The sequence below is a fragment of the Arthrobacter rhamnosi genome, from assembly GCF_054510855.1.
In genome coordinates this window covers 812,131-827,994 of sequence record NZ_JBTNDT010000001.1, presented here as the reverse complement: position 1 = coordinate 827,994, position 15,864 = coordinate 812,131, and the positions used below count along the sequence as shown (strand labels likewise).

Genomic DNA, 15,864 nt, shown 5'->3' with positions numbered 1-15,864 from the left:
TGCTGACGCGCTCCTGACGCATGAAAGGCTGCGGAATTATCCGTTCATCTTCGTGGTCCTGGGACCTGTCTTCCTCGTCATCTCCACGGTCCAGCGGCTCTTGGACCCTGCGGTATTTGGTACGGTACTGCCCGACTATCTGGCGCACTGGACCGGAGGTGCGTTGTTGCTCGATGGATACGGCAGCGACCTGTACGGCATTGAGCGGCAGGTGGTTGTCCAGGCGCCGATCAATGGGACGACGTCGGTCCTGTCCTGGTTCGTGTCGCCACCCCTGGTCGCGGCGTTGTACGCACCCTTTGCGCTGATCGAGTATCCGGCGAGTGCTGGAGTCTGGCTGGTCATCAACCTGGTGCTGCTGGCTGTCTGCATGAGGTCCTTACGAACTCTGGCGCCCGGGCTCGTCGCGCGTCGAAGGGGTCTCGTGGTGCTGGTGCTCTGCGCGAGCGCTCCCGTCTTCGAATTGCTCGGCGGTGGGCAGGACTCCACATTCGTGCTTGCGGTATGGCTCCTGGCAATACGACTGATCGCCGGCCGCCATCAATTCCTCGCGGGCGCCGTTCTCGGTCTGGCGCTCCTAAAACCGCAGCACGTGGTGCTGGTACCGGTGGCGCTCCTCGTGACCCGGAGGTTCGGTGCGCTCTCCGGATTTGTGGTGATGGGCCTCCTGCAGGCCGGGTTGAGCCTCGCACTGGTGGGGCCAGTAGGGGTAGGACACTGGGTCGGGGCGCTCACCGGCAGTGGCTTCGGCGAGCAGGTCCAGCAGGACCAGGCATGGAAAATGGTCAGTGTTCCGGCATTCCTGCACGCTGTGCTGCCCGAGTCGGCGCCCAGTGCCATCGGCTCCATCCTGGCCGTCGTCGTACTGGTTGCTGCAGCGGCAGTTCTGGCGCAACAGCTGATGCGAGGACAGCGCTCACTAAGCCAGCCCGTTGCAGCGGGGGAGCAAAGGCCTGCCCGTAGTTCGGACGGAATGCTGGTGCTGATCGTGACACTGTCGACCACCGTCGTGTTCTCTCCACACCTCGTCGTGTACGACGCCGTCCTGTTCTTCCCGGTGGCCCTGTATCTGCTCGAGAACAGGCCTACCGTGGCGGTACGCCTCAGCCTCGCGGCGGCTTTCTGCACCACCTGGCTCGCACCGGTGCTCGAGTCGACGGCGGGCCGGCTTGCCTGGCCGTTCTCGATCGGCGCGGCCCCGTGGACCGCCATTCCGCTGGTGATTCTCTGGATCGAGTCCCTCAGGCTCCTCGCGCAGCCGGTCGAGACGGACCTGCAGCCGAAGCGCACCGTAGCTTAGCGGGAGTAGCGTCCCCGCCATTTTGACCTGGGGCATGGCGGCAGGCTAATCTTGGTAGTCGTTGTGCGTATCCCAGCTCGATACGTCTGCGCCTCTCGGAGCGGTTCAGTTGCAGAACCACCTGGCCCGGGGGCGGAGCCGAGATTTACGGGATAACTGGTCGTATTTCAGCCCTCACCTGAAGTTCCGGTAACGCATGAATAAGCTGAGCCCGCGGGCACGGAGGTTTCCGTGGATGCGGGCGACACCGAAATAGAAACGAAGGCCATAACCGTGCGTACGTACACCCCGAAGCCAGGCGACATCAGCCGCCAGTGGCACGTAATCGATGCAACCGACGTCGTCCTCGGCCGTCTTGCCAGCCAGACCGCAATCCTGCTCCGCGGAAAGCACAAGCCGACCTTCGCTCCCCACATGGACATGGGCGATTTCGTCATCATCATCAACGCTGAAAAGGTAGCCCTCACCGGCTCCAAGCTCGAGCAGAAGCGCGCCTACCGCCACTCGGGTTACCCGGGCGGCCTGAAGTCCACCAGCTACGTGGAACTCCTGGACAAGAACCCGGAGCGCGCAGTCGAGAAGGCTATCCGCGGCATGCTTCCCAAGAACTCGCTGGCAGCCCAGCAGATCGGCAAGCTGAAGGTCTACCGCGGTGCTGAGCACCCCCACGCCGCGCAGCAGCCCAAGACGTTCGAAATCACCCAGGTCGCCCAGTAGTCCTGGCCACCACACACTAAGAAATTAATTCAAGGAGAACCGTGGCTCAGAACCCTGAAGAGCTGAATGAACCTACTGAGGAGCTTACGAGCTACACCTCAGAGTCCACCGAGGCCAGCGAGACCACCGCGAAGGAGCGCCCCGCGCTGACCGTCGGCGGCGGAGCCGTTGGACGCCGCAAGGAAGCAGTCGCCCGCGTGCGCCTCGTCCCCGGCACCGGCAAGTGGATCGTCAACGGGCGCGAGCTCGCTGACTACTTCCCGAACAAGCTGCACCAGCAGGAAGTCAACGACCCGTTCAAGCTCCTCGAGCTCGACGGCGCGTACGACGTCATCGCCCGCATCCACGGTGGTGGACCCTCCGGCCAAGCCGGTGCCCTCCGCCTCGGTGTTGCGCGCACGCTGAACGAGATCGACCGCGAGAACAACCGCCCCGCCCTCAAGAAGGCAGGCTTCCTGACCCGTGACGCCCGCGTCATCGAGCGCAAGAAGGCCGGTCTCAAGAAGGCACGCAAGGCGCCTCAGTACTCCAAGCGGTAAATACCGTTTACCTCAAGGGAGATCGCCAGAGCGATCTCCCTTGGGTCCCCTCAGCGGTATTTGCCGCTCGGCTCCACGCTATCGGGAGTATCTGGCAGGATTTGGAGCTTGGCTCCACGCTCCTTGAGCGTGTGGCTGGTTCCAATTCCTTGCCGTTAGGGACACGCGCTGATGCCCGTCCGGGGTTCCGGGCGGGCATCGTGCTTTAACCTGTTGGGGACCCACCTGAGCGGTCTCATGTTCTTCACTTAGGATGATCCACGATGAGCAAGTTATTCGGCACCGATGGTGTGCGCGGCCTGGCCAACGGCCTGATCACGGCGGAACTCTCCCTGCAGCTGGCCCAGGCGGCCGCCGTCGTGCTCGGCCACAACGCGGTCGACGGTGATCGACGGCCCACCGCCGTGATTGCCCGCGACCCCCGGATCAGCGGTGAGTTCATCGCCGCTGCCGTCGAAGCGGGCCTCGCGAGCTCCGGGGTGGACGTCTACGACGCCGGCGTGCTGCCGACGCCCGCCGCGGCGTTCCTCGTCGCCGATCTCGACGCCGACTTCGGCGTCATGATCTCCGCCTCCCACAACCCGGCCCCGGACAACGGCATCAAGTTCCTCGCCCGCGGCGGTAAGAAGCTCAGCGACGCGCTCGAGGACGCCATCGAGACCGAGATGGCCAACGCACGCCGACGCCCCGTCGCCGGCGACGTAGGGCGGATCCAGCGCTTCGCCGACGCCGAGGACCGCTACGTGGTCCACCTGCTCCAGACCATCCCACACCCCCTCGACGGGCTCAAGGTGGTCCTCGACTGCGCCCATGGTGCCGCGAGCGGCTGCTCCCCGGAGGTGTTCAAGAACGCCGGCGCGGACATCGTGGTCATCGGCGCGGACCCGGACGGCGTCAACATCAATGACGGCTACGGCTCCACGCACCTCGAGAAGCTGCAGGCCGCCGTGCTCGAGCACGGAGCGGACCTCGGCATCGCCCACGACGGCGACGCCGACCGCTGCCTCGCCGTGGACCACGAGGGCACCGTCGTGGACGGCGACCAGATCATGGCAGTCATGGCACTGGCCATGAAGGACGCCGGGAAGCTCAAGGACGACACCCTCGTGGCCACCGTGATGAGCAACCTCGGGCTGAAGATCGCCCTGCGCGAGGCCGGCATCTCCATCAAGGAGACCGGCGTCGGCGACCGCTACGTCCTCGAGGGCATGCGCGACGGCGACTACACGCTCGGCGGCGAACAGTCCGGCCACGTGATCTTCGCCGAGTATGCGACGACCGGCGACGGCGTCCTCACAGGGCTCCAGCTCGCCTCACGCATCGCTGCGACCGGCAAGAGCCTCAAGGAGCTCGCGGCTGTCATGACGAAGCTCCCGCAGGTACTCATCAACGTCAAGGGCGTGGACCGCACGGCCGCCACCTCGGACGAGGGAGTGCAGGAGGCCGTCCGCGAGGCGGAGCAGATCCTGGGCGAGACCGGACGGGTCCTGCTGCGTCCCTCGGGGACCGAACCGGTCGTTCGCGTGATGGTCGAGGCCGCCGATACCGGGACAGCCCAGCGCATCGCCGAGGAACTCGCCGCCACCGTGCAGGAGCGCCTCTCGCTCGAGCCTGCCGCCTAGCCTTCCTCGTGGTGCGGGGCACAGGCCCCGAGGATCCTATTGACCTGAGGACGCCGCGTCGGTCGTGGCAGGCCCCTGCGGGGTCTTGCTTGTCGCGGGCATTGCGACGACGGCGACGACGGTGAGAAGTGCGCCGATCAGAACCGCCAGGAACACCGCGGTGGAGGCCGAGACGATGGTGTGCGCATCCGTATCGCTGCCCGGGGTGCCGGCGTAGATCGAATTGGCCACGGCCCCGAAGACGGCGACACCGATGGAACTCCCGATCGATCGTGCGAAGAGGTTCGTGCCGGTGACCACACCGCGCTCGTTCCACTCGACGCTCGACTGGGCGGCGATGAGGCTCGGGGTCGCCACCAGGCCGAGGCCGAGTCCGACGATGAAACAACTCGCCGCCACCAGCAGGATGCTGGGTGAGGACGCGGTGAGGGCGAGAACGGCTGTACCGATGACAGTGACGGTCACGCCGATCAGGGCGGTCCTGCGGAATCCGATCCGGAGATAGAACCGGCCCGATTGGGAGGCGCTGATCGGCCAGCCGAGGGTCAGTGCCGCCAGGGCGAGTCCAGCCAGAATCGGGGAGGTCTTGAGGGCTCCTTCGAGGAAGGTGGGCACGTAGGAGGTGAGGCCAAGCATGACTGCTCCCACACCGAAGGAAATCATCGCGGTGGTCGCCAGCAACCGGCGGGACACCACCCACGGCGGCAGGACCGGCTCCGGGGTTTTCCTCTCGACGAGGACGAACGCGGCGAACAGGAGTGCCCCGGCTGCGAAGACGGCGATGCCGATGAAAGAGTTCCAGGCCCACGCCTGGCCGCCCTGAAGGGCCCCCAGAATGATCAGGGTGAGTGAGACCGTCAGCAGTCCCGCCCCGAGATAGTCGACACGGTGCTTCGTGCGTTCAATATCCTCGTGGAACGTCCGCAGCAGCATCCACCCCGCCAGCAGGCACAGTGGAATGTTCACGAAAAAGATCCCACGCCAGATACCCAGCGAGGAGAACACACCCCCGAGTGTCGGACCCACCACCGAGGAGACGGCCCACACGCTGGCGAGATACCCCTGCACCTTCGCCCGCTCGGTCAGCGTATAGATATCGCCCGCGATGGTGATCGCCACCGGCTGCACTGCGCCTGCGCCGAAACCCTGCAGCACACGGAACGCGATGAGGGCAGGCATGCTCCAGGCCACTCCGCAGAGAATCGAGCCGAGCAGGAAGAGACCGATACCGCTGAGAATGATCGGCTTGCGCCCGACGACGTCCGAGAGTTTCGCGTAGACGGGCACCGAGACGGCCTGTGCCAGGAGGTAGGCAGAGAACAGCCAGGGGAAGGACGTGAAGCCACCGATGTCCTGCACGATCGACGGTACGGCCGTCGCAACGATCGTGGAATCGATCGCCACCAGACCCGTGGACAGCATCAGGGCGATGAGAATCGGTCCCCGTCGGGACCGGAAGCCGACTCCTTCGGTCGTCGCTGTCGTCACGTCGTCTCATTCCTGTTCTCGGCGGAGTGCCCTACGCGCACCTGACCGCTTCCGGCCCGAGTGCATAACTGCGCCACCGACGGAATTAGTCCCGCTCCTCCGCTGTACTGCTCCGCAGAGGGTCTGCGGGGCGCTGCGCCCCGGGCGGCATCAGACGGGCTGGGCTGAACCGCTCCGGACGCACGTCGACACCAGCGCGCGGCACGGCCGCGGGCAGGTTCCTTCCTGCTGGGGGAGTCCGAGGCGCGCGACGGCGTCGTCGTACCGGCTGAGGGCGATCTCCGCGATGACGGGACTCGGCAGCAGGGGAGCGCTGACGACGTCGGCGCCCGCCTTCGCCAGCTGGTCGTGGAAGTACCCGGGAGCGAGCAGGTAGGAGGCGAGGGCGACCGGACCCGGCTCCGGACCCCCGCGATAGGCTGCGACCGCCTCGGGGACGGACGGCGAGGCCTTCGATCCGAAGCCCGGCCGTACCGGGCCCGTCCGGTGTTCCGCGAGGACCGCGAGAACCTCCGCGACGTCCTCGGCAGCGCATGCGTCGGATGACCCGGCGGCCGCGAGGACCACGGCATCGCCGTCGGCCACTCCCGCCTCGACGAGGCGCTGCTGCAGGACGGTGGCGAGACGCGGATCCGGTCCCAGCGGAAGGGCGGACACCGTTCCCGGCCTGCTCGCAGCCGCCCGCGCGATGTCCACCTTCACGTGGTAGCCGACGGACAGCAGCAGCGGGACGATGACGGCCGGACGGTCCGGCGGGAGCGACGCCACGACGTCCACCAGGTCGGGGACCTGCACGTCCACGTACGCCTCGAGGACATCGAGTCCAGGCCGCAGCGCGGAGATCCCGGCCCGCACGGCGTCGATCTCGCGGCGTCCCTGCACGTTGTCGGTACCGTGCGCGCAGGCGATGAGAACGGGGGCGGTGCTGGAAGGCGCGGTCATGTCAGCCATTGAAGCACTGACGGAGGGAGTTGCGCGCTCAGGCGGCACCGCGGGCTTCGACCCCAGAGGCTTCGGCCACACCCACTTCGACCACGCCGTCCACGCATCGCACCGGGTACGCCCGGAGTGCCTGCCCACCCGACAGGCAGGCGCCGGTGGCGAGGTCGTAGACCTCCTTGTGCAGCGGTGAGGCGATGGTCGGCACTGCACCGCGCGAACCGACGATGCCCCGGGCCATGACCGCCGCCTGCGTCCGGGGGTCGATGTTGCCGACGGCGTGGACCCCATTCCCCGGGAGCCGGAACAGGGCGATCTGCTCCCCGCCGACGAGCGCGGCCTCACCCCAGCACTCCTCGAGGTCATCGAGGCGGCAGACGGCCACCCAGACGGCGGTGGGGCGCTGGAGTACGAGTTCGGTCATGGCGTTCTCCTGCTGATGTCGAGTGCTGATGTCGGGTGCTGATGCGGTGTGCTGATGGCGGGTGGCCGGTGCGTTGAGCACAACGCTAGGCCGGGGACGTGTCGCCCAGGTCCCGGGGCTGTTGCGCCCGGGTAACTTGCACCTCACCGGCCCGGCGCCCGCCCGTGAGCCCGAAGTTAACTTTGCGATACATCCGCGACACACAGGAGTAATTGCCCCTCCGTACGGTGGAACCAGACGCGGGACCACCCCGGCCCGGATGGAAGGCACACCATGAGCGAGAACCGATCATCACGGCCCTCCGGGGACGTCCCCGCAGTGCCGGAACGGCGCATCGTCGTCGTGGGCGGTGGACCTGCAGCGCACCGGTTCGTCGAAGCCCTCTGGCGGCGCGGCACCGACGGACTCTCCGTCACCGTGCTCACCGAGGAAGCGTACGCACCCTATGACCGGGTGGCGCTGAGCAGCGCACTGACCGGCGACGTGGACCTCAGCCTCGGCGAACAGCTCATGTGGCGCGAACCCGCCATCCGGCTCGTCACCGGTGAGCGGGCGGTTCGGCTCGACCTCGCGGCGCGGTGCGTCGTGGGAGCCTCCGGAGAGAAGTACGCCTACGACGACGTGGTCCTCGCCACCGGATCGGACGCCGTACGGCTGCCCCTGCCGGGCGGCGAGCACGCGGCGGTCTACCGTACGCTCGACGACGTCCAGTGGCTGCGCACGGAGACCGCCCGCCTCGCCGCCGGCCTCGGCCGGCCCCCGCGCGCCGTCGTCATCGGCGGCGGGCTCCTCGGCCTCGAGGCGGCCGGAGGGCTTCAGCAGCTGGGCGCCGAGTCGACCGTGGTCAACCGGGCCGGCTGGCTCATGAACGCACAGCTGGACCAGGGCGGGGGACAGGCACTCGGGCGCCTCATCGAGGCGAAGGGCCTGGGGATCCACTGCGGCGGTGCGCCGACCTCCATCGAGACGGACGACGGGCGGGTCACCGGCGTCGCGCTGAGCGACGGGTCCGTGCTCCCCGCCGACCTCGTGGTGTTCGCCGTGGGCATCCGGCCGCGCGACGAGCTCGCGAGGGAGGCCGGGCTCGAGGTGGCGCCCCGCGGCGGCGTCGTCATCAGCGCAGCCTGCGAGACCGCCCTGCCGGGTGTATGGGCGATCGGCGAGGTGGCGAGCTACGAGGGCGTCAGCATGGGCCTGGTGGCACCGGCGAACGCCATGGCCGAGGTCTGCGCGGACGGTATCCTCGGGGGCCTGTCCTCCTTCCCCGGCTTCGACACCGCGACCAAGCTCAAGCTCTCGGGCGTCGAGGTCGCGTCCTTCGGTGACGCGCTCGCGGAGACTCCGGGCAGCCTCGAGATCGTCTACGCCGACCCGGCGAGGGGCCTGTACCAGAAGCTCGTGGTCACGGACGATGCCCGGACGCTGCTCGGCGGCATCTTCGTCGGTGACGCCGCGCCCTACTCGGCACTCCGGCCCCTGCTGGGCCGCGAGCTGCCCGCCGAGCCCGGGGCCTACCTGTCCTCCGCCGGTGGCGGCGAGGCCCCGCAGTCCGACCTGCCCGACGACGTCATCCTCTGCTCGTGCAACAACGTCACCGCCGGCGCGTGCCGCTCAGCGGTACACGGGACGGGGGACGGGGAACCGGCGCTCGACATGCCGGCGCTCAAGGCGTGCTCGCGTGCCGGAACGCAGTGCGGCTCGTGCGTGCCGATGCTCAAGAAGCTGCTCGACAGTGAGCTCACGAAGGCCGGGCGCACCGTCTCGAAGGGCATCTGCGAGCACTTCGCGATGTCGCGGCCCGAACTGTTCGAGGCCATCCAGGCCCTCGACCTCGCCTCCTTCCAGGACATCATCCGCCGCTTCGGGGCGTCGGAGGAGGCGAAGGCCGGGCAGGGCTGCGACATCTGCAAGCCCGCCATCGGCTCCATCCTGGCCACGCAGCGCGGGGAGTACGTGCTCGACGGCGGCCGCGGCACGCTGCAGGACACGAACGACCGCGCGCTGGCCAACATGCAGCGCAACGGCACCTACTCGGTGGTGCCGCGCATCCCGGGCGGGGAGATCACGCCGCAGAAGCTCGCCGTCATCGCGCAGGTGGCCGAGCAGTTCGGCCTGTACGTGAAGCTCACCGGGGCCCTGCGGATCGACCTCTTCGGCGCACGGCTGGAACAGCTCCCGGAGATCTGGAAGATCCTCGTGGAGGCGGGCTTCGAATCCGGGCAGGCCTACGGCAAGGCCCTGCGGAACGTGAAGTCGTGCGTCGGCTCCACCTGGTGCCGCTTCGGCGTGCAGGACTCGGTGGCCATGGCGATCGACCTCGAACTGCGCTACCGCGGGCTGCGCGCCCCCCACAAGTTCAAGATGGGCGTCTCCGGATGCGCCCGGGAATGCGCCGAGGCGCGGGGGAAGGACGTCGGCGTCATCGCCACCGACCAGGGCTGGAACCTCTACGTCGGCGGCAACGGCGGCTTCCAGCCCGCCCACGCACAGCTCCTCGCCCAGGACCTCGACGGCGAGACGCTCATCCGCTACATCGACCGGTACCTCATGTACTACATCCGGACCGCGGACCGCATGCAGCGGACGGCCCGCTGGATGGACGACCTCGACGGCGGCCTCGACCACGTGCGCGACGTCGTCATCCATGACTCCCTCGGCATCGCCGAGGACCTCGAGGCAGCGATGGCCCGCCATGTGGAGCACTACGAAGACGAGTGGGCGGCAACGCTCAAGGACCCCGACCGGCTCCGCCGCTTCCGGTCCTTCGTCAACGCCCCGGATGCCGCGGACCAGTCGATCGTCCTCGTCGAGGAGCGCGGCCAGCGCCGGCCGGCCACCCCCGCCGAGATCGAGGCGCAGGCCCGGCGCACGAACCTCGGAGCGGCGATCCCCGTCCGCTCCGCAGCAGGAACCGCACCAGGAACCGAGGGCTGAACCATGCAACTCGAGATCGATCTGGCCGGACGCCGCGTGGTGGTCCTCGGGACCGAGCGGGCCTCGCGCAGGGTGGTGGCCCGGTACAGGGCAGCCGGAGCCGACGTCGACCGGCGGGAGACCGCGGAGGCCTGCACGGACGCGGTGCTCGACGGCGCCGCGCTCGTGGTCGTCGTGGGAGACGTGGTGGGCGACGCCCCGGACGGCGCGCACCCGGACGACGCCGTGGACGCACTGCGCGCCCGGTGCCGCCGCAGCGGCGCACTATTCGTGCGGGAGGCAGCCGCGCAGGGGGGTGGCACCGTGACCCTCGTCGGTGGCGGGCCGGGCGCCCTCGGACTCCTGACCCTCGACGCGGCCGCGGCGCTCCGCGAGGCCGACGTCGTCCTGTACGACAGGCTCGCCCCAACGGATGCGCTCGCGGAGCTCGCCCCGGCCGCGGAGCTCGTGGACGTCGGGAAGCTGCCGGGCCACCACCGGGTGCCGCAGGCCGGCATCAACGATCTGCTGGTCCGGTATGCGCTCGACGGCAACGCCGTGGTCCGGCTCAAGGGCGGCGATCCCTTCGTCTTCGGGCGGGGGGGCGAGGAGCTCGCGGCATGCCTCGCGGCCCGGGTGCCGTGCCGTATTGTGCCGGGTGTCAGCTCGGCGATCTCTGTCCCCGCTGCCGCCGGTATCCCGGTCACCCACCGGGGCGTCAGCCACCTGTTCACGGTGGTGTCCGGTCACGCGCCGCTGAGCGACGACGAGCACGAGCACCTGGCCGGCCTCGGCGGGACCATCGTGGTCCTGATGGGCGTCTCCACGCTTCCGCAGCTCGTCGCCGGTCTCGGCCGCGCCGGGATGCGCCCGGACATGCCGGTCGCCGTCGTCGAGCGCGGGTACAGCGCGTCCCAGCGCACGACGGCGGGCACCCTCGCCACGATCGTCACGGCGGCGGGTGCCGCGCGGTGCCAGTCCCCGGCCGTGCTCGTGATCGGGGAGGTGGTTCGTGTGGGCCTCGACCTGCAGGGCGGAGCCGCGCACCTCGCCCGCCTGACCGAATCGCTGGCGTCATGACCGAGGCGATCCGCTTGGACGGGTCGGCAGGGCAGCTGGCCGGCTTCCGTATCGGTGTGACGTCGGACCGCCGCTCGGGGGACCTGATCGACGCCCTCGAGCGGCGCGGCGCCTCGGTGTTCCACGCACCGGCCCTGAAGATCGCGCCCATCGCCGAGGACGTGGAGCTGCTCTCGGACACCGCTGCCATGGTGGCGGCGCGCCCGGACCTCTTCATCATCACGACCGCCTACGGCATGCGCCGCTGGTTCGAGGCGGCGGACGCCGCCGGGCTCGGCGACGATCTGCTGGACGTCCTGGGGAACGGCCGTATCTACGTGCGCGGGCCGAAGGCCCGGGGAGCGGTGCGCGCGGCAGGGCTCGACGACGTCGGCATCAGTTCCGACGAGACGACGGCGACGCTGGTCGACGAGCTGCTGCAGCAGGACCTCTCAGGCCTCACCATCGGCGTGCAGCTGCACGCCTACGCGGACGCGAACCAACTGGCCCGGCTCCGCGCGGCGGGCGCGACCCTGCTCACCGTCACGCCGTACCGCTGGATCAAGCCCGAGGGCTTCGAGCGGCTGCCGAGGCTGATCGAGGCCGTCTGCGCCGGGCAGCTGGACTGCGTCACCTTCACGAGCGCCCCCGCCGTGGACGCGCTGTTCAACACGGCCGCCGAGCAGGGCCTGCAGGAGGAACTGATCCAGCGGTTCCGCCGGAGCGTCCTCGCGGCCGCCGTCGGGCCGGTCACCGCCCAGCCCCTGCTCGACGCCGGCATCGAGCCCATCGTGCCCGACCGCTACCGCATGGGCGCCCTGATCCGCCTCGTCTGCGACCACCTCGCCGAACACCACGTCGAGCAGCTCCGGACCCGCTCCGGCTACGTGGAGGTACGGGGCAGGTCCGTGCGGGTGGACGAGGTCCAGGTGGAGCTGGCACCCGCGCAGCTCGTGCTGTTCAAGGCGCTGCTGTCGGCGCGCGGTGCCGTCCTCAGCCGTGATGCACTGACGCGCCTCCTCGCACACACCGGTGCCGGCCATGCCCTCGACATGAACGTGAACCGGCTGCGGAAGTCCCTGCCGGACCCCGGCCTGGTCGAGACCGTGGTCAAACGCGGGTACCGCCTGCACGTGTAGGGTCCAACCGCTCCGCAGGGTCCACCCGGTCATGATGCCGGTCGTGACGCCCGTCATGATGCCACGGCGAAGTGCTGCTCGATGACCGCCCGGATGTCGTCATGGCAGCCTCCGCAGCCGGTTCCGGCCCGCGTGCCCACCGAGACGTCCTGCACCGTGGCGCAGCCCGAGTGGACGGACTCCTGCACCGTGCCCCGCGTGATCCCCGCACACCGGCACAGGGTCGCGTCGGGTCCGGGAGGCCGCACCGCGCTCGCGCCCTCGATGCTGTCGAGCCGCAGGAGGCTGGAGCGATCGGCGGGCAGTTCGCTGCCGCGTTCGAAGAGCAGCACCAGTTCCGCGCCGGTCCGTGGCATGCCCACGCACACGAGGCCCGTCAGCACGCCGTCACGCGTGACCATCTTCGCGTAGCGACCGTGCCCCGGGTCCGACCAGACGGCCACGGCGAGGCCCGGTTCCACGGTCCACGGGTCGGCGTCCGTCTCGCCCGCGGTCACGGCGTGGACGCCGCGGGCCTTGAGGACCAGGACGGCGTCCCGCCGGTCGGGCGGGCCGACGGCGGGGGCGGGGACCCCGGACAGTTCCGCAGCGAACGCCCGGCCGAGCTGGTCCGCCTGCTGCCAGCCCGGGCCGATCAGCCCCTGCGGAGTGGTGACACCGATGCATGCCGGGCAGGATCCGTCCCAGCAGCGCACCTCGGCGCAGTCACCGATCGCCCAGATGTCCCGGGTGTCGAGTGCGCGGAGTTCGTGGTCCACGAGGATCCCGGCGGCAGTGGGAAGGTCGCAGCCGTCGGCGAGTTCGGTACGCGGCCTCACGCCGCAGGCGAGCACCAGGGCGCCGCCGTCCACCTGGGTGCCGCCCTCGAGGGTGAGACCCGAGAAGCGCCCGTGCCTGAGGGTGATGCCTGTGGACGTGCCGGCCACCACGGTGATGCCGGCCCTGGTCAGGGCCGCGGCCAGGACCCGTGAGCCCTCCCCGAGGAACCGCTCCATGGGGGCCCTGCCGTTGTGGACGAGCGTGACGCGCCCTCCTTCCTCGGCGGCGGCGAGGGCTGCCTCGATGCCGAGGATGCCTCCGCCCAGCACCACGATGCGCTGCCGCGCGGCCAGGGCCGCCGACATGGCGCGCGCATCGGAAAGATCCCGGAGGAAGCTCACGCCCGGCGGGAGGGGGAACTCGTCGTGGAGCCCCTCGAGCCGCGGCAGGAGAGGGCGTGACCCGGTCGCGAGGACCAGGCGGTCGTAGGCGATGGCCTGTCCGTCGTCGAGCAGGACCCGCCGGAAGGGCCGGTCCACCCTCGTAGCGCGGGCGCCCAGCCGGACATCCACACCCGCGGCGATCAGCGCCGCCGCATCGGCGAGCCGGATGGCGGACTCCCGCGTGCGGCCCACGGCGACGTCGGCGACGAGCACCCGGTTGTAGGCGGCGTCCTGCTCCTGGCCGATCACCGTCAGCGCCACGCGTCCGGCGGCGACGAGCGGCTCGAGGTGCTCGACGAGCCGCGCGGCGACGGGCCCGAAGCCCACGACGACGATCCGTTCCGGAACAGGTGCGGCGTTGCTCATGCGATGGCCTCCAGCCGGTCGGTGAATGCACGGGCGGACAGGGACGCGACCCGGACCGGTGTCGTCTTGAACTCGGGCATGCCCGAGACCGGATCCGTGGCGCTTCCCGTGAGCCGGTTCGCGCTTCCCGCCTCCGCGTAGTGGAAGGCGAGGAAGACGGTGTCCTGCCGGATGTCAGTGGTGAGGTCTGCCAGCGCCCGGGCGTCACCATGGGCGCTGGTGACGACGACGGGGTCGTCCTGCGCGATGCCGAGGTCCTGGGCGGTGGCGGGATGGAGCTGCAGGCGTGCCGCCGGCTGGGCGGCGAGCAGTCCGGGGACCCGCCGGGTCTGCGTCCCGGACTGGTAGTGCTCGAGCAGCCGGCCCGTGGCGAGCAGGAGCGGGGCAGGGACCCGCGCGTCGAGGGCGGCCGGCGGTGGAGCCACCGGCACCAGCGCGGCGCGTCCGGCCGGATGGGCGAACGCGTCGAGGAACAGGCGCGGAGTGCCGGTGCTCCCCGCGGGGTAGGGCCAATAGGCGGCCGCTCCGCCGTCGAGCACGCCGTAGTCGAGCCCGGAGTAGTCGGCGATCCCGCCGGCGCTGGCGCGGGCGAGTTCATCGAACATCGTCGCCGGGTCGTCGCTGAAGAGCGACTGAGCCTCGAGCAGGCGGGCGAGCTCCTGCATCAACCACAGCTCGCTGCGCGCGCCGGCGGGAGGGGCAACGGCTGCGCGTCGGCGCAGGACCCGGCCCTCGAGGTTCGTCACCGTGCCCTCCTCCTCGGCCCACTGGAGGACGGGCAGCACGATGTCGGCCAGGGCCGCGGTCTCGGACAGGAAGAAGTCCGAGACGACGAGGAGGTCGAGCGACCGGAGTCCGTCGATCACCGCCGAGGCATTCGGTGCCGAGATCGCGATGTTGGCGCCGTGCACGAAGAGGCATCGGGTGCCGCCCGGCCGGCCGAGGGAGGCGAGGAGTTCGACGGCGGGCAGTCCGGGCCCGGGGATGGCGTCCTCGGGCACCCCCCAGACGGCGGCGACGTGCGCGCGGGCCGCAGGGTCGGTGATCTTCCGGTAGCCGGGCAGCTGGTCCGCCTTCTGGCCGTGTTCCCGGCCGCCCTGCCCGTTGCCCTGGCCCGTCAGTGTCCCGTAGCCACTGTGCTGCGTGCCGGGCAGGCCGAGGAGGAGCGCGAGATTGATCGCCGCGGTGGTCGTGTCGGTGCCGTCCGCATGCTGTTCGATGCCCCTCCCGGTGAGGATGTAGGCACCGGGACCGCCCTGTGCTCCGCTGCGCGCTCCCTGCGCCAGGAGCCGGGCCGTCGCCCGGATGGCGGCGGCGGGGACGCCCGTGATGCCCTGCACGCGCTCCGGCCACCAGCGGGCCAGCCCGCGCGCGACGTCGTCGTACCCGCTGGTCCGCGCCGAGAGGTAGCGGTGGTCCTCGAGGCCTTCGGCGACCACCACGTGCGCGAGGCCGAGGAGGAGCGCGAGGTCCGTGCCGGGCGTGGGCTGGAGGTGGACGCCCTTGCCCTGATCGGTCAGGCGGGCGGTCGCGGAGCGCCGGGGGTCCACGACGATCAGGCCCGCGGCGGCCTGCGCCCCCCGGAGGTGCTGGACGAACGGCGGCATGGTGTCCGCGGTGTTCGAGCCGAGGAGCAGGACCACGGACGCGGCGTCGAGGTCCTCCAGGGGGAAGGGGAGGCCTCGGTCCACGCCGAACGCGCGGTTCCCGGCCGCTGCCGCCGATGACATGCAGAACCGGCCGTTGTAGTCGATGCGGGACGTGCGCAGCGCGAGCCGGGCGAACTTGCCCAGCGTGTACGCCTTCTCGTTGGTGAGGCCGCCGCCGCCGAACACCGCGACGGAGTCCCGGCCGGACTCCGCCTGGATGCTGCGGACCCGGTCCGCGATCAGGTGCAGGACGGCATCCCACTCCGCTTCCCGCAGCACGCCGTCGGCACCGCGGACCAGGGGTGCGGTGAGCCGGTCCGGGTGGCTGAGCAAATCCGCGGCGGACCAGCCCTTCCGGCACAGCCCGCCGCGGTTGGTGGGGAACTCCCGGCCGGTGACCGTCACGCCGTCGTTCCTGCCGTGGCTGTGGCTCGCCGTGACGGTCATGGCGCACTGGAGGGCGCAGTAGGGGCAGTGCGTCGGCTGCCCGGTCCCGGCCTGCTCCAC

12 protein-coding genes are annotated in these 15,864 nt (G+C 70.2%); 7 read left to right on the top strand and 5 right to left on the bottom strand.

What is annotated here, in order from left to right; all coding sequences use genetic code 11:
• Positions 1-52 precede the first annotated feature (52 nt).
• From ACX80I_RS03865 to glmM, 4 genes are all read left to right on the top strand, one after another.
• Positions 53-1,300 carry a glycosyltransferase family 87 protein gene (locus ACX80I_RS03865; RefSeq protein ID WP_459343828.1) on the top strand — a complete coding sequence of 416 codons (1,248 nt, stop codon included), beginning with the start codon at positions 53-55 and terminating at the stop codon, positions 1,298-1,300.
• Between the two features lie 273 nt (positions 1,301-1,573).
• Complete coding sequence (rplM, locus tag ACX80I_RS03860; RefSeq protein WP_301226221.1) at positions 1,574-2,017, top strand: 50S ribosomal protein L13; 444 nt, start codon at positions 1,574-1,576, stop codon at positions 2,015-2,017.
• A gap of 41 nt (positions 2,018-2,058) precedes the next feature.
• The gene (gene rpsI, locus ACX80I_RS03855; protein ID WP_087076836.1) at positions 2,059-2,556 is read left to right on the top strand and encodes a 30S ribosomal protein S9; all 498 of its coding nucleotides are present in this window, start codon (positions 2,059-2,061) and stop codon (positions 2,554-2,556) included.
• 263 nt (positions 2,557-2,819) lie between these two features.
• Positions 2,820-4,178 (top strand): phosphoglucosamine mutase, encoded by a 1,359-nt coding sequence (gene glmM / locus ACX80I_RS03850; RefSeq protein WP_459343827.1) that lies wholly within the window; start codon positions 2,820-2,822, stop codon positions 4,176-4,178.
• Between the two features lie 36 nt (positions 4,179-4,214).
• Here glmM and ACX80I_RS03845 read toward each other — a convergent pair whose 3' ends face one another.
• The 3 genes from ACX80I_RS03845 to nirD form a co-directional block, all read right to left on the bottom strand.
• On the bottom strand, positions 4,215-5,600 hold the full coding sequence (locus ACX80I_RS03845) for an MFS transporter (RefSeq protein WP_459343912.1): 1,386 nt from the start codon (positions 5,598-5,600) through the stop codon (positions 4,215-4,217).
• A 216-nt stretch (positions 5,601-5,816) separates the two neighbouring features.
• Positions 5,817-6,608: a sirohydrochlorin chelatase gene (locus ACX80I_RS03840; RefSeq protein ID WP_459343826.1), complete on the bottom strand. Its 792-nt coding sequence runs from the start codon at positions 6,606-6,608 to the stop codon at positions 5,817-5,819.
• Positions 6,609-6,645: 37 nt separating this feature from the next.
• Positions 6,646-7,029 carry a nitrite reductase small subunit NirD gene (gene nirD / locus ACX80I_RS03835; protein WP_459343825.1) on the bottom strand — a complete coding sequence of 128 codons (384 nt, stop codon included), beginning with the start codon at positions 7,027-7,029 and terminating at the stop codon, positions 6,646-6,648.
• A 273-nt stretch (positions 7,030-7,302) separates the two neighbouring features.
• On the opposite strand from nirD, the gene nirB reads away from it, so the two are divergent.
• From nirB to ACX80I_RS03820, 3 genes are read left to right on the top strand one after another with little or no spacing between them, the layout of a single operon-like run.
• Entirely contained in the window at positions 7,303-9,963 is a 2,661-nt protein-coding gene (gene nirB / locus ACX80I_RS03830) for a nitrite reductase large subunit NirB (protein WP_459343824.1), read from the top strand.
• Between the two features lie 3 nt (positions 9,964-9,966).
• A complete protein-coding gene (gene cobA / locus ACX80I_RS03825; protein WP_459343823.1) occupies positions 9,967-11,022 on the top strand; it encodes a uroporphyrinogen-III C-methyltransferase in 1,056 nt (351 codons plus the stop codon).
• Positions 11,019-12,140 (top strand): uroporphyrinogen-III synthase, encoded by a 1,122-nt coding sequence (locus ACX80I_RS03820; RefSeq protein ID WP_459343822.1) that lies wholly within the window; start codon positions 11,019-11,021, stop codon positions 12,138-12,140. Before cobA ends, ACX80I_RS03820 begins: the two co-directional genes overlap by 4 nt.
• 53 nt (positions 12,141-12,193) lie before the next feature.
• Here ACX80I_RS03820 and ACX80I_RS03815 read toward each other — a convergent pair whose 3' ends face one another.
• Both ACX80I_RS03815 and ACX80I_RS03810 read right to left on the bottom strand, forming a co-directional pair.
• Positions 12,194-13,708, bottom strand: a complete 1,515-nt coding sequence (locus tag ACX80I_RS03815; protein ID WP_459343821.1) for an FAD-dependent oxidoreductase — start codon at positions 13,706-13,708, stop codon at positions 12,194-12,196.
• The gene (locus tag ACX80I_RS03810; protein WP_459343911.1) at positions 13,705-15,804 is read right to left on the bottom strand and encodes a molybdopterin oxidoreductase family protein; all 2,100 of its coding nucleotides are present in this window, start codon (positions 15,802-15,804) and stop codon (positions 13,705-13,707) included. Before ACX80I_RS03810 ends, ACX80I_RS03815 begins: the two co-directional genes overlap by 4 nt.
• Between the last annotated feature and the right edge of the window lie 60 nt (positions 15,805-15,864).

What these genes read in the sequence shown, in the direction of transcription:
- nirD (WP_459343825.1), bottom strand. Translation starts at nt 7,029, where the DNA reads ATGACCGAACTCGTACTCCAGCGCCCCACCGCCGTCTGGGTGGCCGTC.
- nirB (WP_459343824.1), top strand. Translation starts at nt 7,303, where the DNA reads ATGAGCGAGAACCGATCATCACGGCCCTCCGGGGACGTCCCCGCAGTG.
- cobA (WP_459343823.1), top strand. Translation starts at nt 9,967, where the DNA reads ATGCAACTCGAGATCGATCTGGCCGGACGCCGCGTGGTGGTCCTCGGG.
- ACX80I_RS03810 (WP_459343911.1), bottom strand. Translation starts at nt 15,804, where the DNA reads ATGACCGTCACGGCGAGCCACAGCCACGGCAGGAACGACGGCGTGACG.
- ACX80I_RS03815 (WP_459343821.1), bottom strand. Translation starts at nt 13,708, where the DNA reads ATGAGCAACGCCGCACCTGTTCCGGAACGGATCGTCGTCGTGGGCTTC.
- ACX80I_RS03820 (WP_459343822.1), top strand. Translation starts at nt 11,019, where the DNA reads ATGACCGAGGCGATCCGCTTGGACGGGTCGGCAGGGCAGCTGGCCGGC.
- ACX80I_RS03840 (WP_459343826.1), bottom strand. Translation starts at nt 6,608, where the DNA reads ATGACCGCGCCTTCCAGCACCGCCCCCGTTCTCATCGCCTGCGCGCAC.
- glmM (WP_459343827.1), top strand. Translation starts at nt 2,820, where the DNA reads ATGAGCAAGTTATTCGGCACCGATGGTGTGCGCGGCCTGGCCAACGGC.
- ACX80I_RS03845 (WP_459343912.1), bottom strand. Translation starts at nt 5,600, where the DNA reads ATGCTGTCCACGGGTCTGGTGGCGATCGATTCCACGATCGTTGCGACG.